Source organism: Psychrobacter glacincola, from assembly GCF_904846075.1.
Lineage (GTDB): Bacteria > Pseudomonadota > Gammaproteobacteria > Pseudomonadales > Moraxellaceae > Psychrobacter > Psychrobacter glacincola_C.
Window position 1 is genome coordinate 800,605 of record NZ_CAJGZH010000001.1, and the last position, 22,389, is coordinate 822,993.

Annotated in this window: 21 protein-coding genes and 1 tRNA gene; 18 read left to right on the forward strand and 4 right to left on the reverse strand. The window is 42.5% G+C overall.

The window, feature by feature from the left end; genetic code table 11:
- Positions 1 to 93: 93 nt before the first annotated feature.
- Positions 94 to 894, reverse strand: coding sequence for an NAD-dependent deacylase (locus JMW85_RS03410; protein ID WP_201580953.1), 801 nt, complete (start codon positions 892 to 894; stop codon positions 94 to 96).
- Between the two features lie 35 nt (positions 895 to 929).
- On the opposite strand from JMW85_RS03410, the gene JMW85_RS03415 reads away from it, so the two are divergent.
- Entirely contained in the window at positions 930 to 1,298 is a 369-nt protein-coding gene (locus tag JMW85_RS03415) for a hypothetical protein (RefSeq protein ID WP_045454568.1), read from the forward strand.
- 162 nt (positions 1,299 to 1,460) lie between these two features.
- Here JMW85_RS03415 and JMW85_RS03420 read toward each other — a convergent pair.
- A tRNA-Arg gene (locus tag JMW85_RS03420) sits at positions 1,461 to 1,537 on the reverse strand.
- A gap of 358 nt (positions 1,538 to 1,895) precedes the next feature.
- Here JMW85_RS03420 and JMW85_RS03425 point away from each other — a divergent pair.
- The 8 genes from JMW85_RS03425 (at position 1,896) to JMW85_RS03460 (ending at position 8,596) form a co-directional block, all read left to right on the forward strand.
- On the forward strand, positions 1,896 to 2,528 hold the full coding sequence (locus JMW85_RS03425; protein ID WP_109591522.1) for a c-type cytochrome: 633 nt from the start codon (positions 1,896 to 1,898) through the stop codon (positions 2,526 to 2,528).
- Positions 2,529 to 2,760: 232 nt separating this feature from the next.
- Complete coding sequence (locus JMW85_RS03430) at positions 2,761 to 3,723, forward strand: ABC transporter ATP-binding protein (protein ID WP_201540399.1); 963 nt, start codon at positions 2,761 to 2,763, stop codon at positions 3,721 to 3,723.
- 29 nt (positions 3,724 to 3,752) lie between these two features.
- Positions 3,753 to 4,526: an ABC transporter permease gene (locus JMW85_RS03435; RefSeq protein ID WP_045446727.1), complete on the forward strand. Its 774-nt coding sequence runs from the start codon at positions 3,753 to 3,755 to the stop codon at positions 4,524 to 4,526.
- A gap of 63 nt (positions 4,527 to 4,589) precedes the next feature.
- Positions 4,590 to 5,447: a hypothetical protein gene (locus JMW85_RS03440; protein ID WP_201580954.1), complete on the forward strand. Its 858-nt coding sequence runs from the start codon at positions 4,590 to 4,592 to the stop codon at positions 5,445 to 5,447.
- On the forward strand, positions 5,448 to 6,317 hold the full coding sequence (locus JMW85_RS03445; RefSeq protein WP_201580955.1) for a hypothetical protein: 870 nt from the start codon (positions 5,448 to 5,450) through the stop codon (positions 6,315 to 6,317). It begins immediately after the preceding gene.
- 27 nt (positions 6,318 to 6,344) lie between these two features.
- The gene (locus JMW85_RS03450; RefSeq protein ID WP_201580956.1) at positions 6,345 to 7,175 is read left to right on the forward strand and encodes a hypothetical protein; all 831 of its coding nucleotides are present in this window, start codon (positions 6,345 to 6,347) and stop codon (positions 7,173 to 7,175) included.
- Between the two features lie 63 nt (positions 7,176 to 7,238).
- Positions 7,239 to 8,114, forward strand: coding sequence for an NADPH-dependent 7-cyano-7-deazaguanine reductase QueF (gene queF / locus JMW85_RS03455; RefSeq protein ID WP_201580957.1), 876 nt, complete (start codon positions 7,239 to 7,241; stop codon positions 8,112 to 8,114).
- An 80-nt stretch (positions 8,115 to 8,194) separates the two neighbouring features.
- Positions 8,195 to 8,596 carry a lysozyme inhibitor LprI family protein gene (locus JMW85_RS03460; protein WP_201580958.1) on the forward strand — a complete coding sequence of 134 codons (402 nt, stop codon included), beginning with the start codon at positions 8,195 to 8,197 and terminating at the stop codon, positions 8,594 to 8,596.
- A gap of 86 nt (positions 8,597 to 8,682) precedes the next feature.
- Here JMW85_RS03460 and JMW85_RS03465 read toward each other — a convergent pair whose 3' ends face one another.
- Positions 8,683 to 10,401, reverse strand: coding sequence for a proline--tRNA ligase (locus tag JMW85_RS03465; RefSeq protein WP_201580959.1), 1,719 nt, complete (start codon positions 10,399 to 10,401; stop codon positions 8,683 to 8,685).
- Between the two features lie 569 nt (positions 10,402 to 10,970).
- On the opposite strand from JMW85_RS03465, the gene JMW85_RS03470 reads away from it, so the two are divergent.
- Both JMW85_RS03470 and JMW85_RS03475 read left to right on the forward strand, forming a co-directional pair.
- Positions 10,971 to 11,708 carry a DUF4230 domain-containing protein gene (locus tag JMW85_RS03470; RefSeq protein ID WP_201580960.1) on the forward strand — a complete coding sequence of 246 codons (738 nt, stop codon included), beginning with the start codon at positions 10,971 to 10,973 and terminating at the stop codon, positions 11,706 to 11,708.
- A 168-nt stretch (positions 11,709 to 11,876) separates the two neighbouring features.
- Entirely contained in the window at positions 11,877 to 12,038 is a 162-nt protein-coding gene (locus JMW85_RS03475; RefSeq protein ID WP_176393057.1) for a hypothetical protein, read from the forward strand.
- Positions 12,039 to 12,294: 256 nt separating this feature from the next.
- On the opposite strand, the gene JMW85_RS03480 is transcribed toward JMW85_RS03475, so the two are convergent.
- The gene (locus JMW85_RS03480) at positions 12,295 to 13,977 is read right to left on the reverse strand and encodes a cryptochrome/photolyase family protein (RefSeq protein WP_201580961.1); all 1,683 of its coding nucleotides are present in this window, start codon (positions 13,975 to 13,977) and stop codon (positions 12,295 to 12,297) included.
- A gap of 210 nt (positions 13,978 to 14,187) precedes the next feature.
- Here JMW85_RS03480 and JMW85_RS03485 point away from each other — a divergent pair, with 210 nt between their 5' ends.
- The 7 genes from JMW85_RS03485 to JMW85_RS03515 all read left to right on the forward strand — a co-directional run bounded on the left by JMW85_RS03485 (position 14,188) and on the right by JMW85_RS03515 (position 22,260).
- Complete coding sequence (locus tag JMW85_RS03485) at positions 14,188 to 14,871, forward strand: phosphoribosylanthranilate isomerase (protein WP_201580962.1); 684 nt, start codon at positions 14,188 to 14,190, stop codon at positions 14,869 to 14,871.
- Between the two features lie 173 nt (positions 14,872 to 15,044).
- Positions 15,045 to 16,247 (forward strand): tryptophan synthase subunit beta, encoded by a 1,203-nt coding sequence (gene trpB / locus JMW85_RS03490; RefSeq protein WP_227681687.1) that lies wholly within the window; start codon positions 15,045 to 15,047, stop codon positions 16,245 to 16,247.
- An 84-nt stretch (positions 16,248 to 16,331) separates the two neighbouring features.
- Positions 16,332 to 17,042: a hypothetical protein gene (locus tag JMW85_RS03495; RefSeq protein WP_201580963.1), complete on the forward strand. Its 711-nt coding sequence runs from the start codon at positions 16,332 to 16,334 to the stop codon at positions 17,040 to 17,042.
- Between the two features lie 67 nt (positions 17,043 to 17,109).
- Positions 17,110 to 17,934 carry a tryptophan synthase subunit alpha gene (trpA, locus tag JMW85_RS03500; protein ID WP_201580964.1) on the forward strand — a complete coding sequence of 275 codons (825 nt, stop codon included), beginning with the start codon at positions 17,110 to 17,112 and terminating at the stop codon, positions 17,932 to 17,934.
- A 269-nt stretch (positions 17,935 to 18,203) separates the two neighbouring features.
- Positions 18,204 to 19,166 (forward strand): acetyl-CoA carboxylase, carboxyltransferase subunit beta, encoded by a 963-nt coding sequence (accD, locus tag JMW85_RS03505; protein ID WP_201581236.1) that lies wholly within the window; start codon positions 18,204 to 18,206, stop codon positions 19,164 to 19,166.
- Positions 19,167 to 19,401: 235 nt separating this feature from the next.
- Entirely contained in the window at positions 19,402 to 20,805 is a 1,404-nt protein-coding gene (gene folC / locus JMW85_RS03510) for a bifunctional tetrahydrofolate synthase/dihydrofolate synthase (protein ID WP_201580965.1), read from the forward strand.
- 258 nt (positions 20,806 to 21,063) lie between these two features.
- A complete protein-coding gene (locus JMW85_RS03515; RefSeq protein WP_201580966.1) occupies positions 21,064 to 22,260 on the forward strand; it encodes an SPOR and LysM peptidoglycan-binding domain-containing protein in 1,197 nt (398 codons plus the stop codon).
- Positions 22,261 to 22,389 lie beyond the last annotated feature (129 nt).

Here is a 22,389-nt window from a genome sequence, read left to right on the forward strand (position 1 = left end):
ACGGTTGATATCAATCGTTAAGCCTTTTCTTTTTTACACGGTATGCTTTTTAGGTTCAAGTGACTTAAGTTCAGGCGACTTAAGTTCAAGCGACTAGAGCGCAGTGATTTTCTGGATTAATAACGGCATAATCACCCCAGCTTTTTCCGCTAAGGTGATATCCACAATAGTATTCGGCGTTGGATTGGGATTTATCTCAATAATTTTGGCACCATTTTGCTTCGCTAACTGTGCGAGTCCAGCGGCAGGATAGACGAGACTGGAGGTGCCAATACTGATAAATACCTCGCAGTTCGCCGCCGCATCTTCTGCCGTTTGCCATGCTTGTACTGGTAATGCTTCGCCAAACCAAACGATATCTGGTCTGATATAGCCATCGCAATGGCGACAGGTCATCAGTGTGTCATCAAAATTGATTGTATCCTCGCTATGATACGAACCCCTCGATTGACTTTGGCAGACTGTCTCACATTGACTACAGCGGTTATGCCACAGATTACCATGCAAATGAGTTACCGTACTGCCAGCTTGCTCATGTAAATCATCAACATTTTGAGTGATAAGCGTTAATGATTGATTGGACGACTGAGTATGGTATTGCCACTGCGCTAAGGCAAAATGTGCAGGATTCGGTTTTTTATCTGCGACCAATTGCCTGCGCCATTGATACCATGACCACACCAGTTTTGGATCACGAGTGAAAGCCTCAGGTGTCGCTAAGTCTTCCACACCATAGTTTTCCCACAAGCCTGTTTGCTTATCTCGGAAAGTTGGAATGCCACTTTCTGCTGAAATCCCTGCACCCGTTAAGATACAAATATGCTGTTTGGATGTCAATAATTTAGCAGCAAGTTCTACTTCTGCTATTAACGCTGGTGATAATTCTGCTAACATGAGCCAACCCTTGCTAATAATGGATATCTCTTCTAATGATAGATGGAATTTGGTGGCTTGTCATATTGTTTGCTGTTATTGCCGCTTTATGGTTGTTGGCAAAGTCACGCGGCGTAAAAGTGGGTGAGACAATTCATAATAAATCGTCTAAAAGCGTGAAAAAACCTATTAATGACGACCTGCAAAAAACATCCGTGCTTATCAAACAGTATTTTCCTGATTATCGAGTCACACGCAAGACCAATCATTTATTGCTCAGTAAACAAGATAAAAAAATTGCAATGATTACGATGGATAAGAAAATTGCTTCAGGTCAGCGCCTGTTGGGTAACGTGCCCGTGATTAATTATCATCGTGTGCCTAACCGTGCCCAGCTAGCGGCTAATTTGCAGCAAGCAGAATAGGCGAGTGTTATAAGCAAAATGCCTATCATATAAGAGAACTGTTTATCAATAGACGAGCACGCACGGCGAAATCCGCAAATATTTTGAGCGCGGGGTTGATGTATATTTGAGATTTAGGGTGCTACTAGGGAAGGATGAAACAAATATTATAAATACGATGATTGGTGCGCTCGGCGGGAATCGAACCCACGACCCTCGGCTTCGGAGACCGATACTCTATCCAACTGAGCTACGAGCGCATAACAACAATGGCGTACGGTATTATCAACATCATGCCTAAACGAGCGTTATGAGCAGTAAAGATGTCGAAAAATAAAGACCGCTTAGTCTAACAAATAAAATCCATAAAGCCAATGAATGAAGACAGTGATTGATGTTTTTTAAGAAAAAACAGGATAGTCATTAAACAGGCATGGCAATCTACCTGCCTTTTCCCTTATAATGACAGGGAGAATTCATATTTATAATCACCGATTACAAGTGTGCTGGTACGCGGGATGGCTGTTTGCTATTGATAACTATTTGGTTGTCAAAGGAGGACAAGCAGAATGTCTGAGCCGTATAAGCCTTTGTATATGTAATAAGAGAACGTGACGAATGAGAAAAGTAGTTATGTTATCGGCAGCTGCCATTCTAGGAATCGCTAGTATCGCGGTGAGCCAAGCTGAAAGTGTTGTAGATACTCCTGTAACTGTTTCTGATGTAGCAGCAGCGCAGGAAGTGGTAGCAAATGCGCCTGAGCAGTTGGGTGATGATACCCAAGCTGCTGCAGATACGACTGATGGCGAGGCACCTGCCGCAGAAACTGCCGCTGCCGCACCTGCGGTTGATGAAGAGCCTATTCCGCAAGATACGCCGCAAGTGCAAAAGCTGATTGCTTTGTATCCTAACTTAATTGCTCGCATTCAGCCAGTTGCTAAAGTGTGCTTTGAAGACGATGAAGTTTGTGATGTGACGGCACGTGCCGCTGGCCCGGCAGCGGGTGACGGCCCTCGTGATGGCAAAGCAGTATACAATGCCGTATGTCAGACTTGTCATGCGGCAGGTCTACTTGGCTCACCAATCTTAGGTGACGCTGGTGCATGGGGACCACGTATCTCCAAAGGTAAAGAAACATTATACACTCATGCTATCAATGGTTTTAACGCCATGCCTGCTAAAGGTGGTGCTGATATCCCTGATGAGGAAGTTCAAAACGCTGTCGATTATATGGTTGGTGAAGCAAGCTAATTGTATTGAATATCTGGCTAAGCCTTTTACCATATATATCAGTGGAGCGCCTATTTCATTAAATGAGATAGGCGCTTTTTTAATGATGAGTATTATCAATACAGTACTTCTAAGGCATTACAGTTGAAATTCATCGACACTAGCCTCACTTTATGACACTACACAGTCTCTTCTGTCTGTTTATATTCTAAAAACTATTTTACATAAATTTATAACCAATAAAGAGGTTTTTATGTCTGAGGTACCAGCACTTGCTATCCAGAATTTATCCAAAACCTATAGCAATGGGTTTTCGGCACTCAAAGATGTCAGTTTAACCGTCCCGCAAGGGGGGTTTTTTGCGTTGCTGGGGCCAAATGGTGCTGGTAAATCAACCATGATTGGTATTATTAGCTCGCTTTTTAAACCAACAACTGGCAGCGTAAAGATCTTTGGCACAGACTTACTAGAGAATCCGTCTGTCGCTAAACAGTATCTTGGTATCGTCCCACAAGAGTTTAATTTTAATATGTTCGAAAAAGTCGAAGATATTTTGATTACACAGGCTGGTTACTTTGGCATTCCTGCCAAAGAAGCACGCCCACGGGCAAAACGATTATTAATGGCGCTAGGTCTGTGGGACAAGCGCAATAGCAAATCACGTGAGCTATCAGGTGGTATGAAGCGCCGGTTGATGATTGCAAGGGCGCTGATTCATAAGCCAAAATTATTGATTTTGGATGAGCCAACCGCTGGGGTAGATATCGAGTTACGCCGCTCTATGTGGGAGTTTATGCAGCAGATTAATATCGAAGAAAACACCACGATTATTCTGACGACTCATTATCTTGAAGAAGCGGAGCAGCTGTGCAAACGCATTGCAATTTTGGATCATGGTGAGATTCGTATTAATACTGAGATGAAGGACTTGCTAGCGCAGCTATCGGTTGAGACCTTTGTTTTTGATTTGGAGACACCGCTTACGCGTCAATTGGTTTTGGCAGGAGTGACAGACACATCGCAGCCTGATGATCAGACGCTTGAAGTCACACTGACTGAAGGCGAATCGTTAAATGGTGTTTTTGACCAGTTATCTGAGCAAGGTATCACGGTAGCCAGTATGCGTAATAAAGCCAATCGACTAGAAGAGCTATTTATGCGTTTAGTAGACAAAAATATCCAAAGTGCAGACAGCATGAAGGAGGCAGGATTGTGAGTCAAGAAATGATAGATCCTAATAAAACCATGTCATGGAATAAAAAGTGGATTGCTTTTCGCACCATTTTGTTAAAAGAGGTTCGCCGAATTCTGCGTATTTGGCCACAGACCTTGCTGCCACCAGTGATTACGATGAGTCTCTATTTTGTCATCTTCGGTAAGATGATCGGCTCACGTGTGGGTGAAATGGGCGGTGTGCCGTACATGCAGTTTATCGTGCCTGGCCTCATTATGATGTCGATTATTACCAACAGTTACTCTAATGTGGTATCGAGCTTCTTTAGTGCCAAATTCACCTCCAGTATCGAGGAGCTGTTGGTTTCGCCAGTTTCCAAACATGCGATTTTGATGGGTTATATTAGTGGTGGTATCTTTCGTGGACTGGCCATTGGTATCATCGTTTCGATAGTTGCACTATTCTTTACCGATCTTGGCATTGAGCATTTATTTGTGACGGTATTTACGGTACTGGGTACGTCTATCTTATTTTCACTTGGTGGCTTTATAAACGCCGTGTTTGCTCGCTCATTTGATGATATCTCTATCATTCCAAGTTTTGTGCTTACGCCATTGACATATCTTGGCGGTGTGTTTTACTCGATGGAAAACTTGTCACCATTTTGGCAAAATATCTCGCTATTAAATCCTATCGTTTATATGGTGAACTCATTCCGTTACGGTATTCTTGGTTATTCTGATGTGAATGTCTGGTATTCGATGGCTGCTATTTTTGTCTTCTGTGCGGTATTCTATACCATCGCTTATCGTTTACTCAGTAATGGCTCACGTGTGCGCTTGTAGATTAGTTTGTAAAATGTAGCTTGTCACCTTATTATAAGAGTCCAACATTGTTGGGCTTTTTTTATGAAAATTTTTTTTGTCAGAAGTATGAGTAAGGCTTTTACAGCCACTTTATTGAGTACAATCACGAGCATTGCCATCGCAGCGCCACTTGCGGCAATGGATGATTATGATTGGGTTGTCATGGAGACGCCTGTAGATCCTGCAACGTATAAGTATGATTGCCATAACGACTACAAATATGAAACTTATGATGCGCTACAAAACTGTCTGTATAACTTGAGGGAAGATGCAGATAATGCGCTTAGTAAGCAATGGAATATCAGCGATAAAGTCTTTAGAGAGAGAAATGCCATTTATATCAAAGTCGCTAATCGGAAAAACCCACTAGTATTTGTTGATTACTCCAGTCCTTATGAGGAGGATTTTAATCCTTATTATTCGCTACAAGACTACGATAAATCACGGAAATTACTGACAATACATCAAAGCTTTTATGAAGGAGAGAGCTTGACGGTAGTTAATTTGGTTACTGGGTTTTGGCAAGATTTTAGTCTCAGAAAGCTAAGTATCTCTCCTGATATGAGATATATAGTCGGTTTTGAAAGTGAAATGGGGGCGACGGAACACGTCAATATTTTGGAGCGACAAGATAGCGGTTACTATGAAGGCTACTATAAACAAGTCTATAGCAGTAGTGACGATTCAAAAAACTACGACAATCATAAAAAGTTTTATCAAGCAGATAAAGCACAGCAGGTTTATGATAGCGAAACCTTTACTTGGGTAAATGATGATAAGTTTTATGCAGATTCTTTTTATAAGTTGAATCAAGCGGATTCAGCGGCTTTTAGAGTACGATATACCTTTATTAAAAATACCTCAACGAATAAGTGGCAACTGTATGAAGGTAGTAGGTAAATGATTACTATCTCTCATCACATAAAAGCAGCGTTGACTGTCGCAGGACTATTTATATTGACCACAATAGCATCCTTAGATGCACAGGCAGCGCCTTTAGCTTTAGAGCCATCGACAAATGAAGAGGTATGGATAAAAGTCCCTGCGCCTGTAGCGATAGACTGGTATGAAGACAGCTGTCGATACGATCATACTGAATATCGAACGTTTAAAGATTATGAAAACTGTATCTTTAAATCGTTAGCCCAAGCTGATAATGCACAAAGCCGAAAGTGGGGCTTGAGTGACCGCGTTATTCGAGAAAAAGATACCATTTATATTAATACACCCAACCATAAGCAACCATTGGTATTTAAGGATTATCTTGAACCGTTTGAAGAAGAGTATAGGGCTCATTATCAATTGCAGGATTATGATAAATCACATCATCTGTTGCAGTTACTACGTACGATGTATGAGACTCAAGCGACTGTCATTGTCGATTTAAACACAGGGCGCTGGCAAGAGCTGTATGCGACCAATCTTAAGTTTTCTAGCGATATGAATCAAGTGGTAGGGTTTAATGGTAGGCAAGGTGTGACCAGAGATATCATAATATGGGAGCGTCAAAAAGCTGACAATGACGGACGCTATGCAACGATATTTGCTAGTAATGAATTATATGAACAAGATTATGATAATGACAAAAAACATGAGGTGTACGAAGCGCGAGATATCAGTTGGACAAGCAATAATAAAGTTAACGTTGATTTTTATTACAGAGTCAATCCCACTGACACGGTAGCATTTCGCGTGCGCTATATTTATGCGGCTGATAATAAAGAGGGTAAATGGCAGAGAGTTTTACCTGATGTTAATACCAACGATTAAAAAACAATAAAAAGGTCTAGCTCTCATATGCAAATAACTCTATCAGTAGCCACTGAAATTCGCATCTGTATGACGAGTGCAATACTGCTAATGCTGTCAATGCCAGCACAAGCAGACCTGCCCAAAGCGACGATGGATGACTATGTTTGGAAAGTACTAGACCCAGCCAGAAAATCAGATTACTTTGATGATAAGTGTGAATACGATAGTCTGGTCTTTTATAGGAAATGCCTTGAGACAAGCTTAGAGAAACATGATAACAAGCTTAGCAAAAAGTGGGGATTGGGCAACCGTGTTTCGAGAGAAAAAGATACGATATATATCCAAGTAACCAGTCGAAGCTTACCGTTAGTTTTTCGTGATGAGCTGTTTGCTCCTGACGGCCAATCTCACTCTTATTTTTCACTATATGATTATGACGAAAAGAGACAACTGCTGTACTTGTTGAGAAGTTTTCCCGAAATAGAAAGTACTGTACTTGTTAATCTCAAAACTGGATTTAGTCAAGAATTTGATGGTATCGATTTAAGTGTATCACCCAATAAAGAACGTATTACTACAGTAGAGCGTTATATAGATGAAGAAAATATTACGATTTGGCAAAAGCAGAAGGAGGGCGACTATCAGATTGTTTACGAGAGTGACCCCAGCGAATTAAAAGCGCATTTGGATTCTTATCAAAATCGAGAACAGAGACATAGTTTTGAGAATGTAGATATTGAATGGCGAAGTAAGAATAGTGTTTTAATCGATTTTTATTATCTTATCAATGAAACCGATGATGTCGGCTATCGAGTACGTTTTAGCTTGGTCAAAAATGCTAGTTCATCAGAGTGGCAAATGATTCCCATAAAATAGCCCATTGCTGTAAAATGACTGGTTTTTATTTCATTATATTTAAGCATGAAAGGTAAGTAACTTATGAGTATTCACGGTATCTTGGGTGAGCAAACCACTGACTATCCAACCGAGTATAGTCCAGAGACCTTGTATCCTATCGCTCGCAGTATGGGTCGCGATGTCATTGGCTGGCAAGACGATAAGTTAATGGTTGGTATCGATTGGTGGCAGGCATTTGAGATGTCTTGGTTAAATCAACAGGGTATCTCGCAGGTTGCGATAGCACGCTTTGGTATTCCGGCCAGCTCGCCATTTATCGTTGAGTCAAAGTCACTTAAGCTCTATCTAAACAGTATCAACTTTACCGAATTCGATAGTTGGTCAGAAGTACAAACGCTGATTGCTAAAGACTTATCAGCCTGTGTACAAGCAGACGTGCAAGTTGAGTTGTTTTGCTTAAATGACGACTTGAATAATAAGACAACAGGGTTATTGGTGGCTCAACCTGAGGGTGTTTGTATTGATGACGCACTTGCCAATAGTAGCGAAAAAGTCGCATTGTGCGAGCATCCTGACGCGTCGCTATTGAATGATGACAAAATGGCTGCTCATTCAGAAATCGACAGCGTGCAGCCCTATACTTTTTATTCTAATTTGCTACGCAGTAATTGTCCGGTAACCAATCAGCCAGATTGGGGGACGTTGGCGGTTTCGATGACCAGTAATAAAAAAATCGATGAGGCTGGAATGCTGCGTTATATCTTAAGCTTCCGTCAGCATAATGGTTTTCATGAGCAATGTGTGGAGCAGATATTTGCTGATCTGAGTCGATATTATGAGCCAAGTGAGCTGATGGTTCGCGCTTGGTATACACGCCGAGGCGGTATCGATATCAACCCTTGTCGCGTCAGTGATATCCGCTTAATGCCACAGCCAAGCCGCTTGATTCGGCAATAAATATTAATTTTTAGCTTTCATTGATGCGCGTTCTTTTCTATACTTAATAAACCTTATTTTATGAATATTGAGATGCAGTTATGAAGTTAAAAACCAGCTTTTTAACCGCTCTAGGGACTGCTACTTTGTCTCTAGCTACCTTGCAGTTGGCACAGGCTGCATTTGTGAAAAATCAATATAACTGTGAAGACGCTTATATGGAAGTGGCTTATGATTGTGGTAACGATGCGATTGTAGTCGAAAAAAATCGCCTTAATAAAATCTATATGAGCGCTTATCGTACTTTGAATGCGACACAACAACAGCAGTTGGATAAAGAACAGCGTATATGGTTAAAGGATCGTAATGATAAGTGTGACTTTGAATACGAAGGTCCAATGAATAATTCTGTGGTGTACGCTCAGATTAGCGCTAATGTTTGCACCGCTAATGAAACACAGAAACGCAGTAAGGTCATTGCTAAAAGATATAATGTTAAGTAGTTTTTTTTAGCTATATTACACGCGAAAAAGCGCCTATCTCATTTAATGAGATAGGCGCTTTTTATGGCACAGTTTTATGAATAAAACTATTTGCCGCTTACTTTTGCCATGACTTCTTCACGGCTGAGCATTTGCTTTTCTGCTTCACGGCGATTGACGTATTCGTACTTACCTTCAGCAAGGTTGCGGTCAGAAACCACGATACGATGAGGAATACCAATCAATTCAAGATCAGCAAACTTAACACCTGGACGCTCGTTACGATCATCAAGAAGCACATTGATGCCTTGTGCTTTTAACTCTTCATAGAGTGCCGTCGCTGTCTGCATGACGGTATCTTCTTTTGACTTCATCGGTATGATAGCGACTTCAAAAGGAGCGATTGAATCATTAACCGTTGGCGTCTGTGGCCACATGATACCGTTTTCGTCGTTGTTCTGTTCGATAGCAGCGGCAATGATACGGCTCACACCAATACCGTAGCAGCCCATCATTAGGGTCACAGGCTTACCATCTTCACCAGATACGGTAGCATTTAACGCTTGCGAGTACTTATCACCCAACTGGAAGATATGACCGACCTCGATACCACGTTTGATTTTTAGGCTGCCTTTACCATCAGGAGAAGGGTCGCCTTCCTGCACATTGCGTACATCAACGACACGAGTAATGCTCGCATCACGTGCCCAGTTCATACCAGTGGTGTGTTTATTGACTTCATTGGCACCGCACACAAAGTCTGACAAAGTTGCTGCCGAACGATCAACAAAGACAGGCATATCCAAATTAACGCCAATATAGCCTTTATGCAGACCAGCAGCTTTCAGTTCTTCATCAGAAGCCATTGTCAGCGGCACATTGGCCTCTTCGATTTTCTCAGCTTTGATCGTATTTAGCTGATGATCACCGCGTAATACGATAGCGATAAGCTGTGGCTCATCATTTTCGGTATGACCATGGACGATTAATGTTTTGACCGTCGTTTCTAATGGTAAGCCTAAATGTTCAGCAACCATTTTACAGCTGGTCATATTTTCTGTCAGGACGTCTTCGCGTTCCATTTTCGGTGGCTGACGCTCAGCGGTGCTCACTGATTCGGAAAGCTCAACGTTGGCCGCATAATCAGAAGAATCAGAGAAGGCAATATCATCTTCGCCGCTGTCTGCCAATACATGAAATTCGTGTGAAGCAAAACCACCAATAGAACCAGTATCCGCTTGTACTGCACGGAAATCTAGGCCCAAACGGGTAAAGATACGCGTATAAGCGTCATACATGTCATGGTAAGTTTTTGCCAACGATGCTTGATCAACGTGGAACGAATAAGCATCTTTCATGGTAAATTCGCGTGCGCGCATCACACCAAAACGTGGACGAATCTCATCACGGAATTTGTTCTGAATTTGGAAAAAGGTGATTGGTAATTGTTTATAACTACGCAGCTCGCCTTGCGCCAGATTGGTGATGACTTCTTCATGTGTCGGACCCAATACAAAGTCGCGATCATGACGGTCTTTGAAGCGCAACAGCTCAGGACCGTAATCGTTAAAGCGTCCGGTCGTTTGCCAAAGCTCGGCGGGTTGGGTCATTGGCATCAGCACTTCTTGTGCACCAACTTCTTGCATCTCTTCACGAACAATGCGTTCGACTTTTTGCAAGATGCGTAGCCCCATGGGCAACCAAATATATAACCCAGAAGCAATTTTACGAATAAGACCGGCACGCACCATCAATTGGCTTGAGGCGATATCGGCATCACTTGGGGTTTCTTTTAGAGTGGCAAATAAAAATTGACTGGCTTTCATAAATAAAGCGTAACCTTATCAACGATAAAATAAATAAGAAATAGTAGGATATTGAGCGTGTGCTTTGATGGCCGACGCAAGCTTACCTTTGTATCACTTGGTAATAGTCTAGGACATGCCTAGCTAAAAAGTACTGCGACAAACAGTACATGAATAGAAAGTGCGTTCATAAAACGCCTTACAAAAAGGCTGGAACTTTTCATTTTGTATTAAAACGTTGATGTTGGCAGCGTCATACTTTACGCATAAAGACCAGAAAAATAGATGTACGCCAACATTTTGCTTATACAATCTGACTATGTTAGGTAAAGTTAGCCTAAGACGCAATGACTTTTTGTTTTTTCAGACAGAACGTGACTTAAACGTGACTTAAACGAGCAAATGAGGTCACTACAACTCGATTATTTACCAGTTTTTAGGGTATTTATAGTAAATGGTAGTGCTAGTCATTATGTAGCGTATTGGTAGTCATTACTTGAAGTTGCTGCTCAAAAGTAGCATTTATCATTTAGACAGTTATTTGTTATACGTTTAATAAAAATAAATGATAAAACTCTGAGGGTGTTTATATGAATAATCCTGACAATCGATCTCCTGTTAATAATGATGCGCCTAACTCACAAGCGAAAAAACCCATTGCGATGATGTCGTGGATGATATTGCTCATCGGTTTAGCAGCTATCGTCTTTGCTATTTATAGTGTGCAGAATATAACCAAGGAAGAGCCGATAGAAACCATTACTCGTGAAGGCGTGGTCACACAAATCCAAAAATTGAATCGTTTGGAAACGGTGGCGTTCAGTGTCGATACCGTCATTACCAGTCAACGTCCTGGCAGTTGGATGAAGCTGTGGCAAGACGAGCAAAAGGGTTTGTTTATCGCGCGCGGACGAGTGGAGGCGGGGATTGATTTAAGTGCACTTACCCCTGAGATGGTACAAGTGGTGCAGCCTGAAATTAGCGTCGATGAGGTACAAGAAGCGGGTGCTAATATGCCAGTTTCAATGATGCCGCAAATCAATATTACCATCCCACCATCAGAGATATTTTCAGTTTATCTAGACGATATAGAGATTTATGATTGGCAGACTGGTGCTTTTGGCATGATGCAAGTCGATCCAAAAATATTGCAACAAGCGCAAAGTATGGCAAAAAAAGAAGTACTCGAACGCGCTTGTCGCGGTGATGTCATGAATATGGCACTAGAAAATGCGCAAACCCAACTGCAACAGCTATTTTCGTTAACTGGTGCAGTTGTGACAGTAACGACTCAAGGTGCAGGCGCGTGCCAGATGCCAGTAAAATAATGCATACATAATTTTATTAGAGCCATAGACTAGATAATCATACGTTAGCTTATTAATTGGAAACACTTAAAGTAACGCCATTTATATTGTATAGTAGAGCTTATCTATTATTCATAATCAACTTATGAATTTCGTTGGTAATATAACCCTATATAAAAGGTGGCGTATATGACAACTCTTAATAATAAACCGTCTTCTAAGCCTGAACGTCAGCTTAATAAGCGCCCTAAAGCGAAAGAATCGCTTTCTTTTGCGACATGGGTACTGTTAATTATAAGCTTCACTTTATTAGCCTATGCCTTATACATTATCCAAACTCGTATCTTGTAAACTCTAGCTGATACTAGGGCGTGTCCTCAATTCAATCGATTACTTTCTAAATGGGCTAAAAATAGATAAATTTTGCCAAACATCGTCAAATAGCTTCTTAGTATCTCGATATTATGTGCGCTACTTTCCTTGTTTGACGGTAATTTATCTCATTTTTAAAATGAGGACACGCCCTAGGAAGGGTAGATAATGTGAGTAAGCTGCAATAGCTGAAACTCTTAGTAAATTGAGGTTTTAGTGTTGATGTAATGCGTCGCTATTTTTTAAATTCAGCAATCGCTAATTGGCGAGCCGCTTTATGTTCGACCATCGGTAATGGGTAATCAATGTCAGCAAACTTACCGCCCTTTGCCAGTGCTTGACGCATTTTATCCTCGCTATGCAAGATGGTGGCAGGAATAGCTTTTAGCTCAGGCAGCCACGTCTTGATAAATTCGCCATCGGTATCGTGGGTTTTGGCTTGGCTAAAAGGGTTCATAATGCGAAAGTAAGGTGCAGAGTCGGTGCCAGTCGACGCACTCCATTGCCAACCCCCATTATTGGACGCAAAGTCACCATCTATCAGCTGCTGCATAAAATAACGCTCCCCTAAGCGCCAATCGATCAATAAATCCTTAGTCAAAAACATCGCCGTGACCATCCGCAAGCGATTGTGCATAAAGCCTGTCGCATTCAGGCAGCGCATTGCCGCATCGACTAACGGCACGCCAGTTTTGCCTGAGCACCACGCATCAAGGTCATTTTGATTATATGACCAGTTAATTTTGACATCAGTCTCATGTTTATACGCTTGATGGCGTATTAATTCGGGCTTATAGTCTAAAACATGACGATAGAAATCTCGCCAAGCCAGCTCACTTATCCAGCGGTTAATGTCGTTATTATCAGTGTTGTTAAAGCTATCCCCGCTGTCTAAGTTGTCACCGTTATTCCCATGTAATTCTCCCAGTGCTTTGCTTAATTGTAGGGTAGCTTGTAAGTAGCAAAGTCTGGGGCTGATTGCGCCAATAGTCAGGTAGGCAGATAGCTGACTGGTGGCATTTAAACTGGGTACATCGCGACTGATATCGTAGTTATCAATATCCTCAGCGATGAAGTCCTCTAAACGCTGGCAAGCTGCATCTTCGCCAGCAGGGTAGGCTGCCCGAGCGTGCTCAAGCTGTACGTCTATATCAATGTGCTCTAATAAACCAGCATTTTGCAGTGCCTTTTGATAATCTTCGACTACTTCTTTACTTACTCTTTCTATATCTTCGATAGTAGCATTGGCGTTCGAGACTTCTAGTTTGACTTTAGTGTTGCCATTTATGGCGGATGCCTCATGCATTTGTATGGTGCTGATATCCAAGGTATGCCGCCATTTTTTATAAAATGGGGTAAACACCTGATACATGCTGTCATCGTTCGTGGTGATGGTTTGTGGTGGCAAGATACATTGATCATGCCAGCGGACAAATTCTATATCGTTGTTTGCAAGCTGTTTGGTTAATTGCTCATCACGCTTAATCTCATTGCCTTCGTACTCGTGATTTGCCATCACAGTGCTGATCTGGTTCGCGCTACAGATATCTAGCATCGCCTCAACACAGTCAGAAAAGCTTGGACAGAGCTGTACTGTTAAGTGGATATTTAATTGCGTTTGTAGGTCTTTTGCGAGAATAGGCAAGGTGCGAGCGATATGGTCGAGCTGTGTCAGCGACATGTCATGTGCTTGCCATTGTTCAGGCGTCATGAAATAAATAGCGCTTACTGAGGCGTTATCCGCATTTGCCTGCTCGCAAAGCGCAGCTAGCGCGGTATTATCATGAACTCGCAGGTCACGACGAAACCACATTAAATAATGCGCTGGGTTTACGCTAGTGGCATCGTCGCTATTGTTGACATTGCTTGTTTCGGTGCTATCGGTGTTATGAGACGTTTCCGCCGCCGTTTTAGACATTCAACTATCCCTCTATTAATCAATCGCAATCATAAACAAAACTGGTAATAAAAGTATGCTAGGATAAGTTTTTGGATGCAATGGATTTACCATTCAATTAACAAATCCTCATATTTACGCTTTAGCGTTGGCAATTGACGTTTACTTGCCGTCAATGTAGCGAAGACAGTCTAATAATGTCGCACTAAGTGTTATATCTAAGGTCACATCATGCACGTTAAGTTTTGCGGATTTACCCAGCCTAATGATATTAAACTTGCCGCCCAGTTGGGTGTTGATGCGGTTGGCTTGGTATTTTATCCGCCCAGTCCGCGCGCTGTCACTATCGAGCAGGCGCAATCGTTAAGTGCTTCTTTGCCAGCTTTTATAAGTATAGTGGCTCTAGTGGTGAATATGCCGCGCGCAGAGCTGATAGAATTAGCGAATCAGGTATCGTTTGATATCATTCAATTCCATGGTGATGAAACACCAGAGCAATGTGCGCAGCTGGCCAGTGCAGTCAATAAACGCTGGATAAAAGCGCTGCGTATCAATGCTGACCAACACACTGCCGCTAGCGTAAGCGCCGAGATTAATGAGTTTGCCGCCGCTGGCGCGAACAGTATCTTATTGGATGCTTACCATCCCCATAAATATGGCGGCACAGGGGCACGTTTTGATTGGAGTCTGCTACCGCAAGACAGCTCGCTACCTATTATTTTAGCGGGCGGACTGGCTGCCGATAATGTCGCTGCCACTTTAGATTTGCCTATTTATGCGGTCGATGTCAGCGGTGGGATTGAGTCTGACAAAGGCAAAAAAGACGCTGCCAAAATGCGTGCCTTTATGAAAGCGGTAAAACGCGACCGATGGCAAAATGAGACGCTTGGCGAACCTTCGAATATCAGTAACTAGTGTTTTAGCCGTGAATTTTTATCCGTTAAATAGCTAATTACTTGGAAAAATTTCCCCCTTATTTATCTTAAAAAATACCACTTATTAGAGTAGGAATTATCATGAGTCATGTCGCGAGCAAAGATTTATCTACCACTGCTAAAGCTATCAATACCTTCACCAATCCAGAGAACGTGCAAGATTTCAATCAATATCCTGATGCCCGTGGACATTTCGGCGTGCATGGCGGTCGCTTTGTCTCTGAAACCTTGATGGCAGCACTAGAAGAGCTCGAAACGTTATATAACACAGTCAAGAAAGACCCTGCGTTTTGGGAAGAATATCACAATGATTTGGTCAACTATGTCGGCCGCCCAACGCCTTTATATCATGCCAAACGTTTAAGTGATGAGATTGGCGGTGCGCAAATTTATTTTAAACGTGAAGACTTAAATCATACTGGCGCACATAAAGTTAATAACACCATTGGACAAGCGCTACTTGCCAAAATGTGTGGTAAAAAACGCATTATTGCTGAAACGGGTGCAGGTCAGCATGGCGTAGCGACGGCGACAATCGCTGCGCGCTTAGGGCTAGAATGTATCGTTTATATGGGTGCGGATGATGTCGAGCGCCAAAAGATGAACGTTTATCGTATGCGCTTGCTCGGTGCGACAGTGGTACCAGTAACTTCAGGTTCACGGACACTGAAAGATGCAATGAATGAAGCGATGCGTGATTGGGTTACTAATGTAGATAGCACCTATTACATTATCGGTACGGTCGCTGGCCCGCATCCTTATCCGTTATTGGTACGCGATTTTCAAGCAATTATCGGCAAAGAAGCACGTATTCAGCATCTGCAAATGACGGGTAAATTACCAGATGCATTAGTCGCTTGTGTGGGTGGTGGCTCAAACGCTATTGGCTTGTTCTTTGATTTCTTAAACGATACTGACGTTAAAATGTATGGCGTTGAAGCGACAGGTGATGGCATAGAAACCGGTCGCCATTCCGCGCCATTGGCTGCTGGCCGTATCGGCGTGCTACATGGCAATCGTACTTATCTGATGGCGGATGATGAAGGTCAAATTCAAGAAACGCATTCTATCTCGGCAGGTCTTGATTATCCTGGTGTAGGTCCTGAGCATAGCTTCTTAAAAGACATGAAGCGCGTTGAATATGTGGGCTGTACGGATAAAGAGTCGCTAGAAGGCTTTCATGAAGTCACGCGTAAAGAAGGTATTATCCCTGCGCTCGAATCTGCGCATGCCGTCGCTTATGCATTGAAGCTAGCTAAAACGATGACGCCTGATCAAACGATTATTGTGAACATGTCGGGTCGTGGCGACAAAGATTTGCATTCAGTGATGAAGGCGGAAGGGATTGAGCTTTAAATTACTACAATTTTAGAGTTCCTATCATTCGAATCTACTTTAGATCTATTATTAACTTGAGAGTTATCTAATATTGAGGGTACGGTGAGTCATAATTTATTTGAGCTAAATAGTTTTCCAGATAAGCTAACACTTAGCCTGCCCTTGAACATTAATTCGCTACTGCCTAAAAAAGAACTAAAGTTTTTTCAAAGTGAAAAGTTTGTTGATAGTATGCAACTAGCTTTGCTCTCGGTAGTGATCGGCTTTCTTTTATATCTAGCAGAGAGGTTTTTAGGTAGTAATGATCTATTAAAGGTTAAATCCATTTTTGTTATATGTAGTATGTTCATGTTATGGCACATATTTTCTCATTACTTAGCATTTCGTAAAGAAAAAGGCCAAAACCTACCTAGTAAACATATGGCAAAAAATATTGATTGGCATTTAGAACCTATCCTGTCTATTACTTCTGATGAACTAAGAATCCTCTCAAATAGTCGTTGTAAAGAGAGAGTGATATGTTTTGATAATATAGATGAAATTGTTTATAACATTGAAAAAGATGATAGTGGTATTTCAATACTCTACAAGCCTAATGCCAGTGAAAGATTCGAGGAAAATATTATTCCTGACTCACTTGATGGAAATGGGTTATCAGAATTTGTACTATTAAAGTCAACGCTTGACAGTTATGTTTTAAACGATAATTCAGACAATCATTATCAGATTCATAGAATGCAAGTAGCTTTATTATTAACTCATATACTCTATAACCGTACCGAACAGCTAGATATCGACTGGCAAGGTCATTAGTAGAGGGAATATGTGCCTTATACGATTCAATGACAATAAATTAATTTTAAAATTATAAGAGACCACTATGACCAGAATTGAAAGCACTTTTGAAACCTTAAAAGCACAAAATAAAAAAGCCCTGATTCCTTACGTGATGGCAGGCGATCCAAACCCAGAGACTACCGTCGGTTTATTGCACGACTTGGTCAAGCATGGCGCAGATATGATCGAAGTCGGCTTGCCGTTCTCTGATCCAATGGCAGATGGTCCTGTGGTTGCATTGGCTGGAGAACGTGCATTAGCCGCAGGTACTAGTACGCGTGATGCGTTAAAAATGGTTGCTGAGTTTCGTCAGCAAGACACGCAAACGCCAATTATCCTGATGGGATACCTCAATCCTGTTGAAATCATCGGTTATGATAACTTTGTGGCGCTATGTGAGCAGTCTGGCGTCGATGGCATATTGATGGTTGATTTGCCGCCAGCAGAGGCGGGCAGCTTTACCCAGCATTTGACTGACAACTCGATGAATGAGATTTTCTTATTGTCACCAACCACTTTACCTGAGCGCCGTGAGCAAGTATTGACCCATTGCGGTGGTTATATTTATTATGTGTCATTAAAAGGCGTGACGGGTTCGGCAACGCTCGATACCGATGATGTGGCAACGCAAGTACAAGCGATTAAAGCCGAGACCGATTTACCAGTATGCGTGGGTTTTGGTATTCGTGATGCCGTATCAGCCAAAGCAATCGGTGAGCATGCCGATGGTATTATTGTCGGTAGTGCGTTGGTGCAAAACTTTGCCGATATAAATGCAAGTGATGCGACTGCTGTTGCCGCCGCTCAGCAAAAAATCATGGCAAAAATGGATGAGCTACGCGGTGCACTTGATAGTTTGAGTGCCTGAGTGAAATAAAGTTAAATTATCGTCACTTAAATCGTCATGGCAATATGAATAACAATGTTTATAAAGACAGGGTTAAATGACTTTGCTAAAGTTAGTTTACGTGTGTAAACTAACATCATATATAAATTGTTACAGTTTCACGTAAGCGTGCCTTATAACTGCGCTTTATAACTGCGAAAGTTATGAGAATATGTGACGATTAAACTGATCCTTATAAATCGATTCTTAGGGACAAGCGCATGAGCCAGCTTGTCGATAAGCCTTTGATAATGGCGAATAATATGACTGATACGATAATAAAACCTGATATGACGACTCCGAACCATACTGAAAAAAGCAACGCTGAGCCAAACGGTAATACTGCTGGGCAATCGTGGTTTAATCGCCCGATACCGGGTATTAAACAGCAATTGACAGCGCCTTTGACAGCAGTAGAGACTGAACCGTCAACCAAGTGCAGTAATTGTCATTCGATGATTACCAATACGGCACTGATTTTTAACTGCTATGTTTGTCCGCATTGTGATCATCATTTACCGATGAGTGCTCGTGAGCGTTTAAACTGGCTACTCGATCAAGTAGAAGGTGAGCTTGGACAACAATTTACTGCCAAAGATCCATTGAGCTTTGTGGATAGTAAGCCGTATCCGCAGCGCATGACTGAAGCACAAGATAAGACAGGCGAGTCTGAGGCGCTGATTGTGCTGTATGGTAAGCTGCGCAATCTTGATATCGTTACTTGTGCCTTTGATTTCCGCTTTATGGGCGGTTCTATGGGGTCAGTGGTTGGCGATCGTTTTGTCCAAGCAGCTGAGAAAGCGCTGGCAGACAAAGTGCCCTTAGTCTGCTTTGCTGCCTCTGGCGGCGCACGTATGCAAGAAGGCTTACTGTCTTTGATGCAGATGGCACGAACGGCTGCTGCAATTGAGCGTTTGAGAATTGCTGGCGTGCCGTATATCGTGATATTGACCAATCCTGTTTATGGCGGTGTGACTGCGTCGCTCGCTATGTTAGGTGATATTCATTTGGCAGAACCAAAAGCCATGATCGGCTTTGCTGGTAAGCGCGTGATTGAGCAAACGGTTCGGGAGACGCTAGAAGAGCCGTTCCAGCGTGCCGAGTTCTTGTTAGAGCACGGTGTGGTCGATGAAGTGGTGCATCGTCATCAAATGATTGATACTATTTATCGTTTGCTGGCAAAGTTAAGCCGCATGCCTAATGTTGATGCTTAACTTGCTCATCAGCTTGACTAATGGATAACTGAGTTTAATATTCCGCATGACTTATGCTTAGTAGCATGATCAATTTTGCTGACTAAGTAAGATCAATCAATAGCATTTATCGTCAACAGCGGTAAATGCTATTTTTGCTTTTTGGGCAGGTAGTTATATACTGTCTCTACTTTCTTAATGAATGCTTTCTCATTGACCATTTTTTTATTCAAAAAATTATATATAGGCTGTGTCCATGTCCGACTCTCTACTTTTTAACCCTAACACTCCTAACAAGCATTCTAGCTTGACCGAATGGCTCGATTATATGCAGCAGATTCATGTATCGGCAATAGACATGGGGTTGTCGCGAGTTTTGCCAGTTGCCGAGGCGTTAGGCGTGGTACAGTCAGCCAAAGACGATGCTTATGTATTTACAGTGGCGGGCACCAATGGTAAAGGCTCAACGACGGCTGTCATCGCGCAGATGTGCCAAGCAGCAGGTTATAAAACGGCTCTGTATCAATCACCGCATCTAAGTGTATTCAATGAGCGCGTGCGTATCAATGGCGAGATGGTGAGTGACGAGACGTTAATTGAAGCCTTTAGCAAGGTAGAAGCAGCGCGATTAGCGTGTGAGCTGACCTTGTCATTTTTTGAGATGACCACACTTGCCGCATTATTAATATTTGCCGAAGCGGACTGCGATGTTTGGGTGTTAGAAGTAGGGCTGGGTGGGCGCTTAGATGTGGTCAATATCATTGATCCTGATATGGCAGTGATTACCAATATCGCCATCGATCATGTCGATTGGCTGGGTGACAATGTTGAAGATATTGGCCGTGAGAAAGCAGGTATCTTACGTGATGGTATCAGCGTAGTTTATGGTGCTACAGCAATGCCAGTCAGTGTGCAGCAAGCGATTGATAAGCATCAAGCAACTTGTTATCAAGTTGGGCAAGATTTTGATTATCGTGAAGTGGATGCAAGCGCTTGGCAATATAGCAATGCTGCGGTCACCATGCAATTACCGCGCCCATCACTATCATTGACCAATACTGCCACTGCGTTATCAGCAGTGCTCGCAAGTTCGTTAAATGTCGATAGCACTGCTATCGAGCAAGCATTACAAACGGTCAGGCTCGCTGGTCGCTTTGATTATCGTGAGACCCACAATCGCCATTGGCTGTTTGATGTCGCGCATAACGAGCAAGGCGTCGAGTTTTTATTGGCGCAACTATTACCGCTTTGGCAACAGCATTTAGCCAATCAAAATAGTTCTGATGCTCTCAATCAAAGCAGTAATCCAAATAGTAATCATATCAGTCAAGCTATAGGAAAACCTGCCAGCATTAAAATGCTGTTTTCTATGTTGGGTGATAAAGATATCAATAAAGTCGTGCAGCATTTGACGATAGCGGGCTTACCGATTAGCGATTGGTATATCGCTGAGATTGATTATCCACGCGCCGCGAGCACTGAGCACTTGCAAGGTATCCTATCGAGCTATGTCGACAATGCTCAAATACACGAATTTAAACGTTTAGCAGAAGCGACCGATGCGGTTATCAATGGCAGTCAGCCGCAAGACCTTATCGTGGTATGTGGCTCCTTTCATACGATCGGCGAGGCACTGGCAGCACTGGCGGTTGATAATTAACATTAAAATAGTGCTTATTTAATGTTAATCTTAGCAGTAGCATGATGGCAGACAGTATGAAAAATATGCTTTATAATCAAAGTGATTTGGCAAGCTGCTCTATAATGGCATTAAACGCTTGGCATAACATTTAAAAACGGATGGACGCAACTGGTGGCAATGACACCTATCAAGGCTATTAAAACTATCTAAACACAGTTTTGAGACGACAGTTGCGCCGCTCAATCAACCTTATTACCAACTAAGAGACGTAAACGGATGAACTTTTCGAGACAAGCCTTATTGGGCATTGGGATGATTATCGGCGGTAGCGTGATGCTATACGCCATGGTGCAACAGATTGATGATAGTAATGAACCACAACCAGCGTCAGCAATGGTAGATAAGCCAAGCCCTGAGCAAGAGTCTCCTCAACCGCTGACGACGGATATCGAGACTGAAAAACGTATTCTGGCAGAAAAACAAAAAGAGCGCGCTGCTCGTGTGGCTGAACAAGAAAAACGTGCCCAGCAGTTCTTAACTGAACAGGAAGCCGCTGAGGCGGAAGCATTGGCAAAAGCCCGTGCAGAAAGTCAGCAGTACATGGCCAGTAGTGCGGCAGCTGCTGAAGAGAGTGATAAATCCAAATCCGATGCGGAAAAAAATGACGCTACAACGCCAATAAAAAAGACTAGCGCTGCTGCGTCAGCTGAAAGTGAGACAAACACTGGCGACCAGCAAAAAGCTGCCCAAGCGCAACAAGAAGCTCAAAGACAAGCGGCGATTAAAGAGCAGGCTGCCGCAAAGAAACTAGCAGACAGTAAAAAAGAAGCGGAAGCAAAAAGACAAGCGGAAGTTAAGAAACAAGCGGATGCTGCGGCTGAGAAAAAACAAGCGGCAGCAGAAGAGGCTAAGAATGAGCCACCAAAATCGCCTTCTGATTATCAAGTTAAAAGAGGAGATGGGCTGATTAAACTGGCACGGCAATACAATATGCCAGTAGAAGTATTGGCACAAGCGAATAATCTGTCACCATCGACATCGCTACAACTGGGTCAAAACATCACCATTCCATCACGTAAGCAGGTCGAGCGATTAGCACGTGAAGCGGCAGCGGCTGAGCAGGCACGTGAAGACAAGCGTCAGAAAGAAGAGGCTTTAGCCAAAAAATCGGCGGATGCTAAACGTGAAGCACAGCAGAAGCTCAGCGAAGCCCGTAAAGAAGTCAAAGAAACCGACGCCAAAGGCAGCTTTGGGGTGCAAGTAGCATTGGCAAACGATCAAGCCAAAGCTGACGAACTAGCAAAGAAATTTAAATCCGCAGGCTACCAAGTTAAGACCAGTCCTACCAGCCGCGGGGTTCGCGTCATCGTCGGTCCTGAGCGAGGTAAAGTGGCGGCGTTAGCGTTAAAAGATAAAATTAATAGCGATCCCAAGGTCAATACGACCAGTGCTTGGGTTTTATACTGGCGCTAAAATAGCATTAAAATCACTATAATCGGATGACTGTTATTGCTAAATAAACAGCAGAGTCTTGGTTAGATTTTATTGTTTTATCTGAGTTTTATTCAAACACGACATTTATTGTCGTGTTTTTTGTTTTAG

Bases quoted from the DNA above. Each gene is read 5' to 3' on its own strand.
- JMW85_RS03410 (WP_201580953.1), bottom strand. From the start codon at position 894: ATGTTAGCAGAATTATCACCAGCGTTAATAGCAGAAGTAGAACTTGCT.
- JMW85_RS03415 (WP_045454568.1), top strand. From the start codon at position 930: ATGATAGATGGAATTTGGTGGCTTGTCATATTGTTTGCTGTTATTGCC.
- JMW85_RS03425 (WP_109591522.1), top strand. From the start codon at position 1,896: ATGAGAAAAGTAGTTATGTTATCGGCAGCTGCCATTCTAGGAATCGCT.
- JMW85_RS03430 (WP_201540399.1), top strand. From the start codon at position 2,761: ATGTCTGAGGTACCAGCACTTGCTATCCAGAATTTATCCAAAACCTAT.
- JMW85_RS03435 (WP_045446727.1), top strand. From the start codon at position 3,753: ATGTCATGGAATAAAAAGTGGATTGCTTTTCGCACCATTTTGTTAAAA.
- JMW85_RS03440 (WP_201580954.1), top strand. From the start codon at position 4,590: ATGAAAATTTTTTTTGTCAGAAGTATGAGTAAGGCTTTTACAGCCACT.
- JMW85_RS03445 (WP_201580955.1), top strand. From the start codon at position 5,448: ATGATTACTATCTCTCATCACATAAAAGCAGCGTTGACTGTCGCAGGA.
- JMW85_RS03450 (WP_201580956.1), top strand. From the start codon at position 6,345: ATGCAAATAACTCTATCAGTAGCCACTGAAATTCGCATCTGTATGACG.
- queF (WP_201580957.1), top strand. From the start codon at position 7,239: ATGAGTATTCACGGTATCTTGGGTGAGCAAACCACTGACTATCCAACC.
- JMW85_RS03460 (WP_201580958.1), top strand. From the start codon at position 8,195: ATGAAGTTAAAAACCAGCTTTTTAACCGCTCTAGGGACTGCTACTTTG.
- JMW85_RS03465 (WP_201580959.1), bottom strand. From the start codon at position 10,401: ATGAAAGCCAGTCAATTTTTATTTGCCACTCTAAAAGAAACCCCAAGT.
- JMW85_RS03470 (WP_201580960.1), top strand. From the start codon at position 10,971: ATGAATAATCCTGACAATCGATCTCCTGTTAATAATGATGCGCCTAAC.
- JMW85_RS03475 (WP_176393057.1), top strand. From the start codon at position 11,877: ATGACAACTCTTAATAATAAACCGTCTTCTAAGCCTGAACGTCAGCTT.
- JMW85_RS03480 (WP_201580961.1), bottom strand. From the start codon at position 13,977: ATGTCTAAAACGGCGGCGGAAACGTCTCATAACACCGATAGCACCGAA.
- JMW85_RS03485 (WP_201580962.1), top strand. From the start codon at position 14,188: ATGCACGTTAAGTTTTGCGGATTTACCCAGCCTAATGATATTAAACTT.
- trpA (WP_201580964.1), top strand. From the start codon at position 17,110: ATGACCAGAATTGAAAGCACTTTTGAAACCTTAAAAGCACAAAATAAA.
- accD (WP_201581236.1), top strand. From the start codon at position 18,204: ATGGCGAATAATATGACTGATACGATAATAAAACCTGATATGACGACT.
- folC (WP_201580965.1), top strand. From the start codon at position 19,402: ATGTCCGACTCTCTACTTTTTAACCCTAACACTCCTAACAAGCATTCT.
- JMW85_RS03515 (WP_201580966.1), top strand. From the start codon at position 21,064: ATGAACTTTTCGAGACAAGCCTTATTGGGCATTGGGATGATTATCGGC.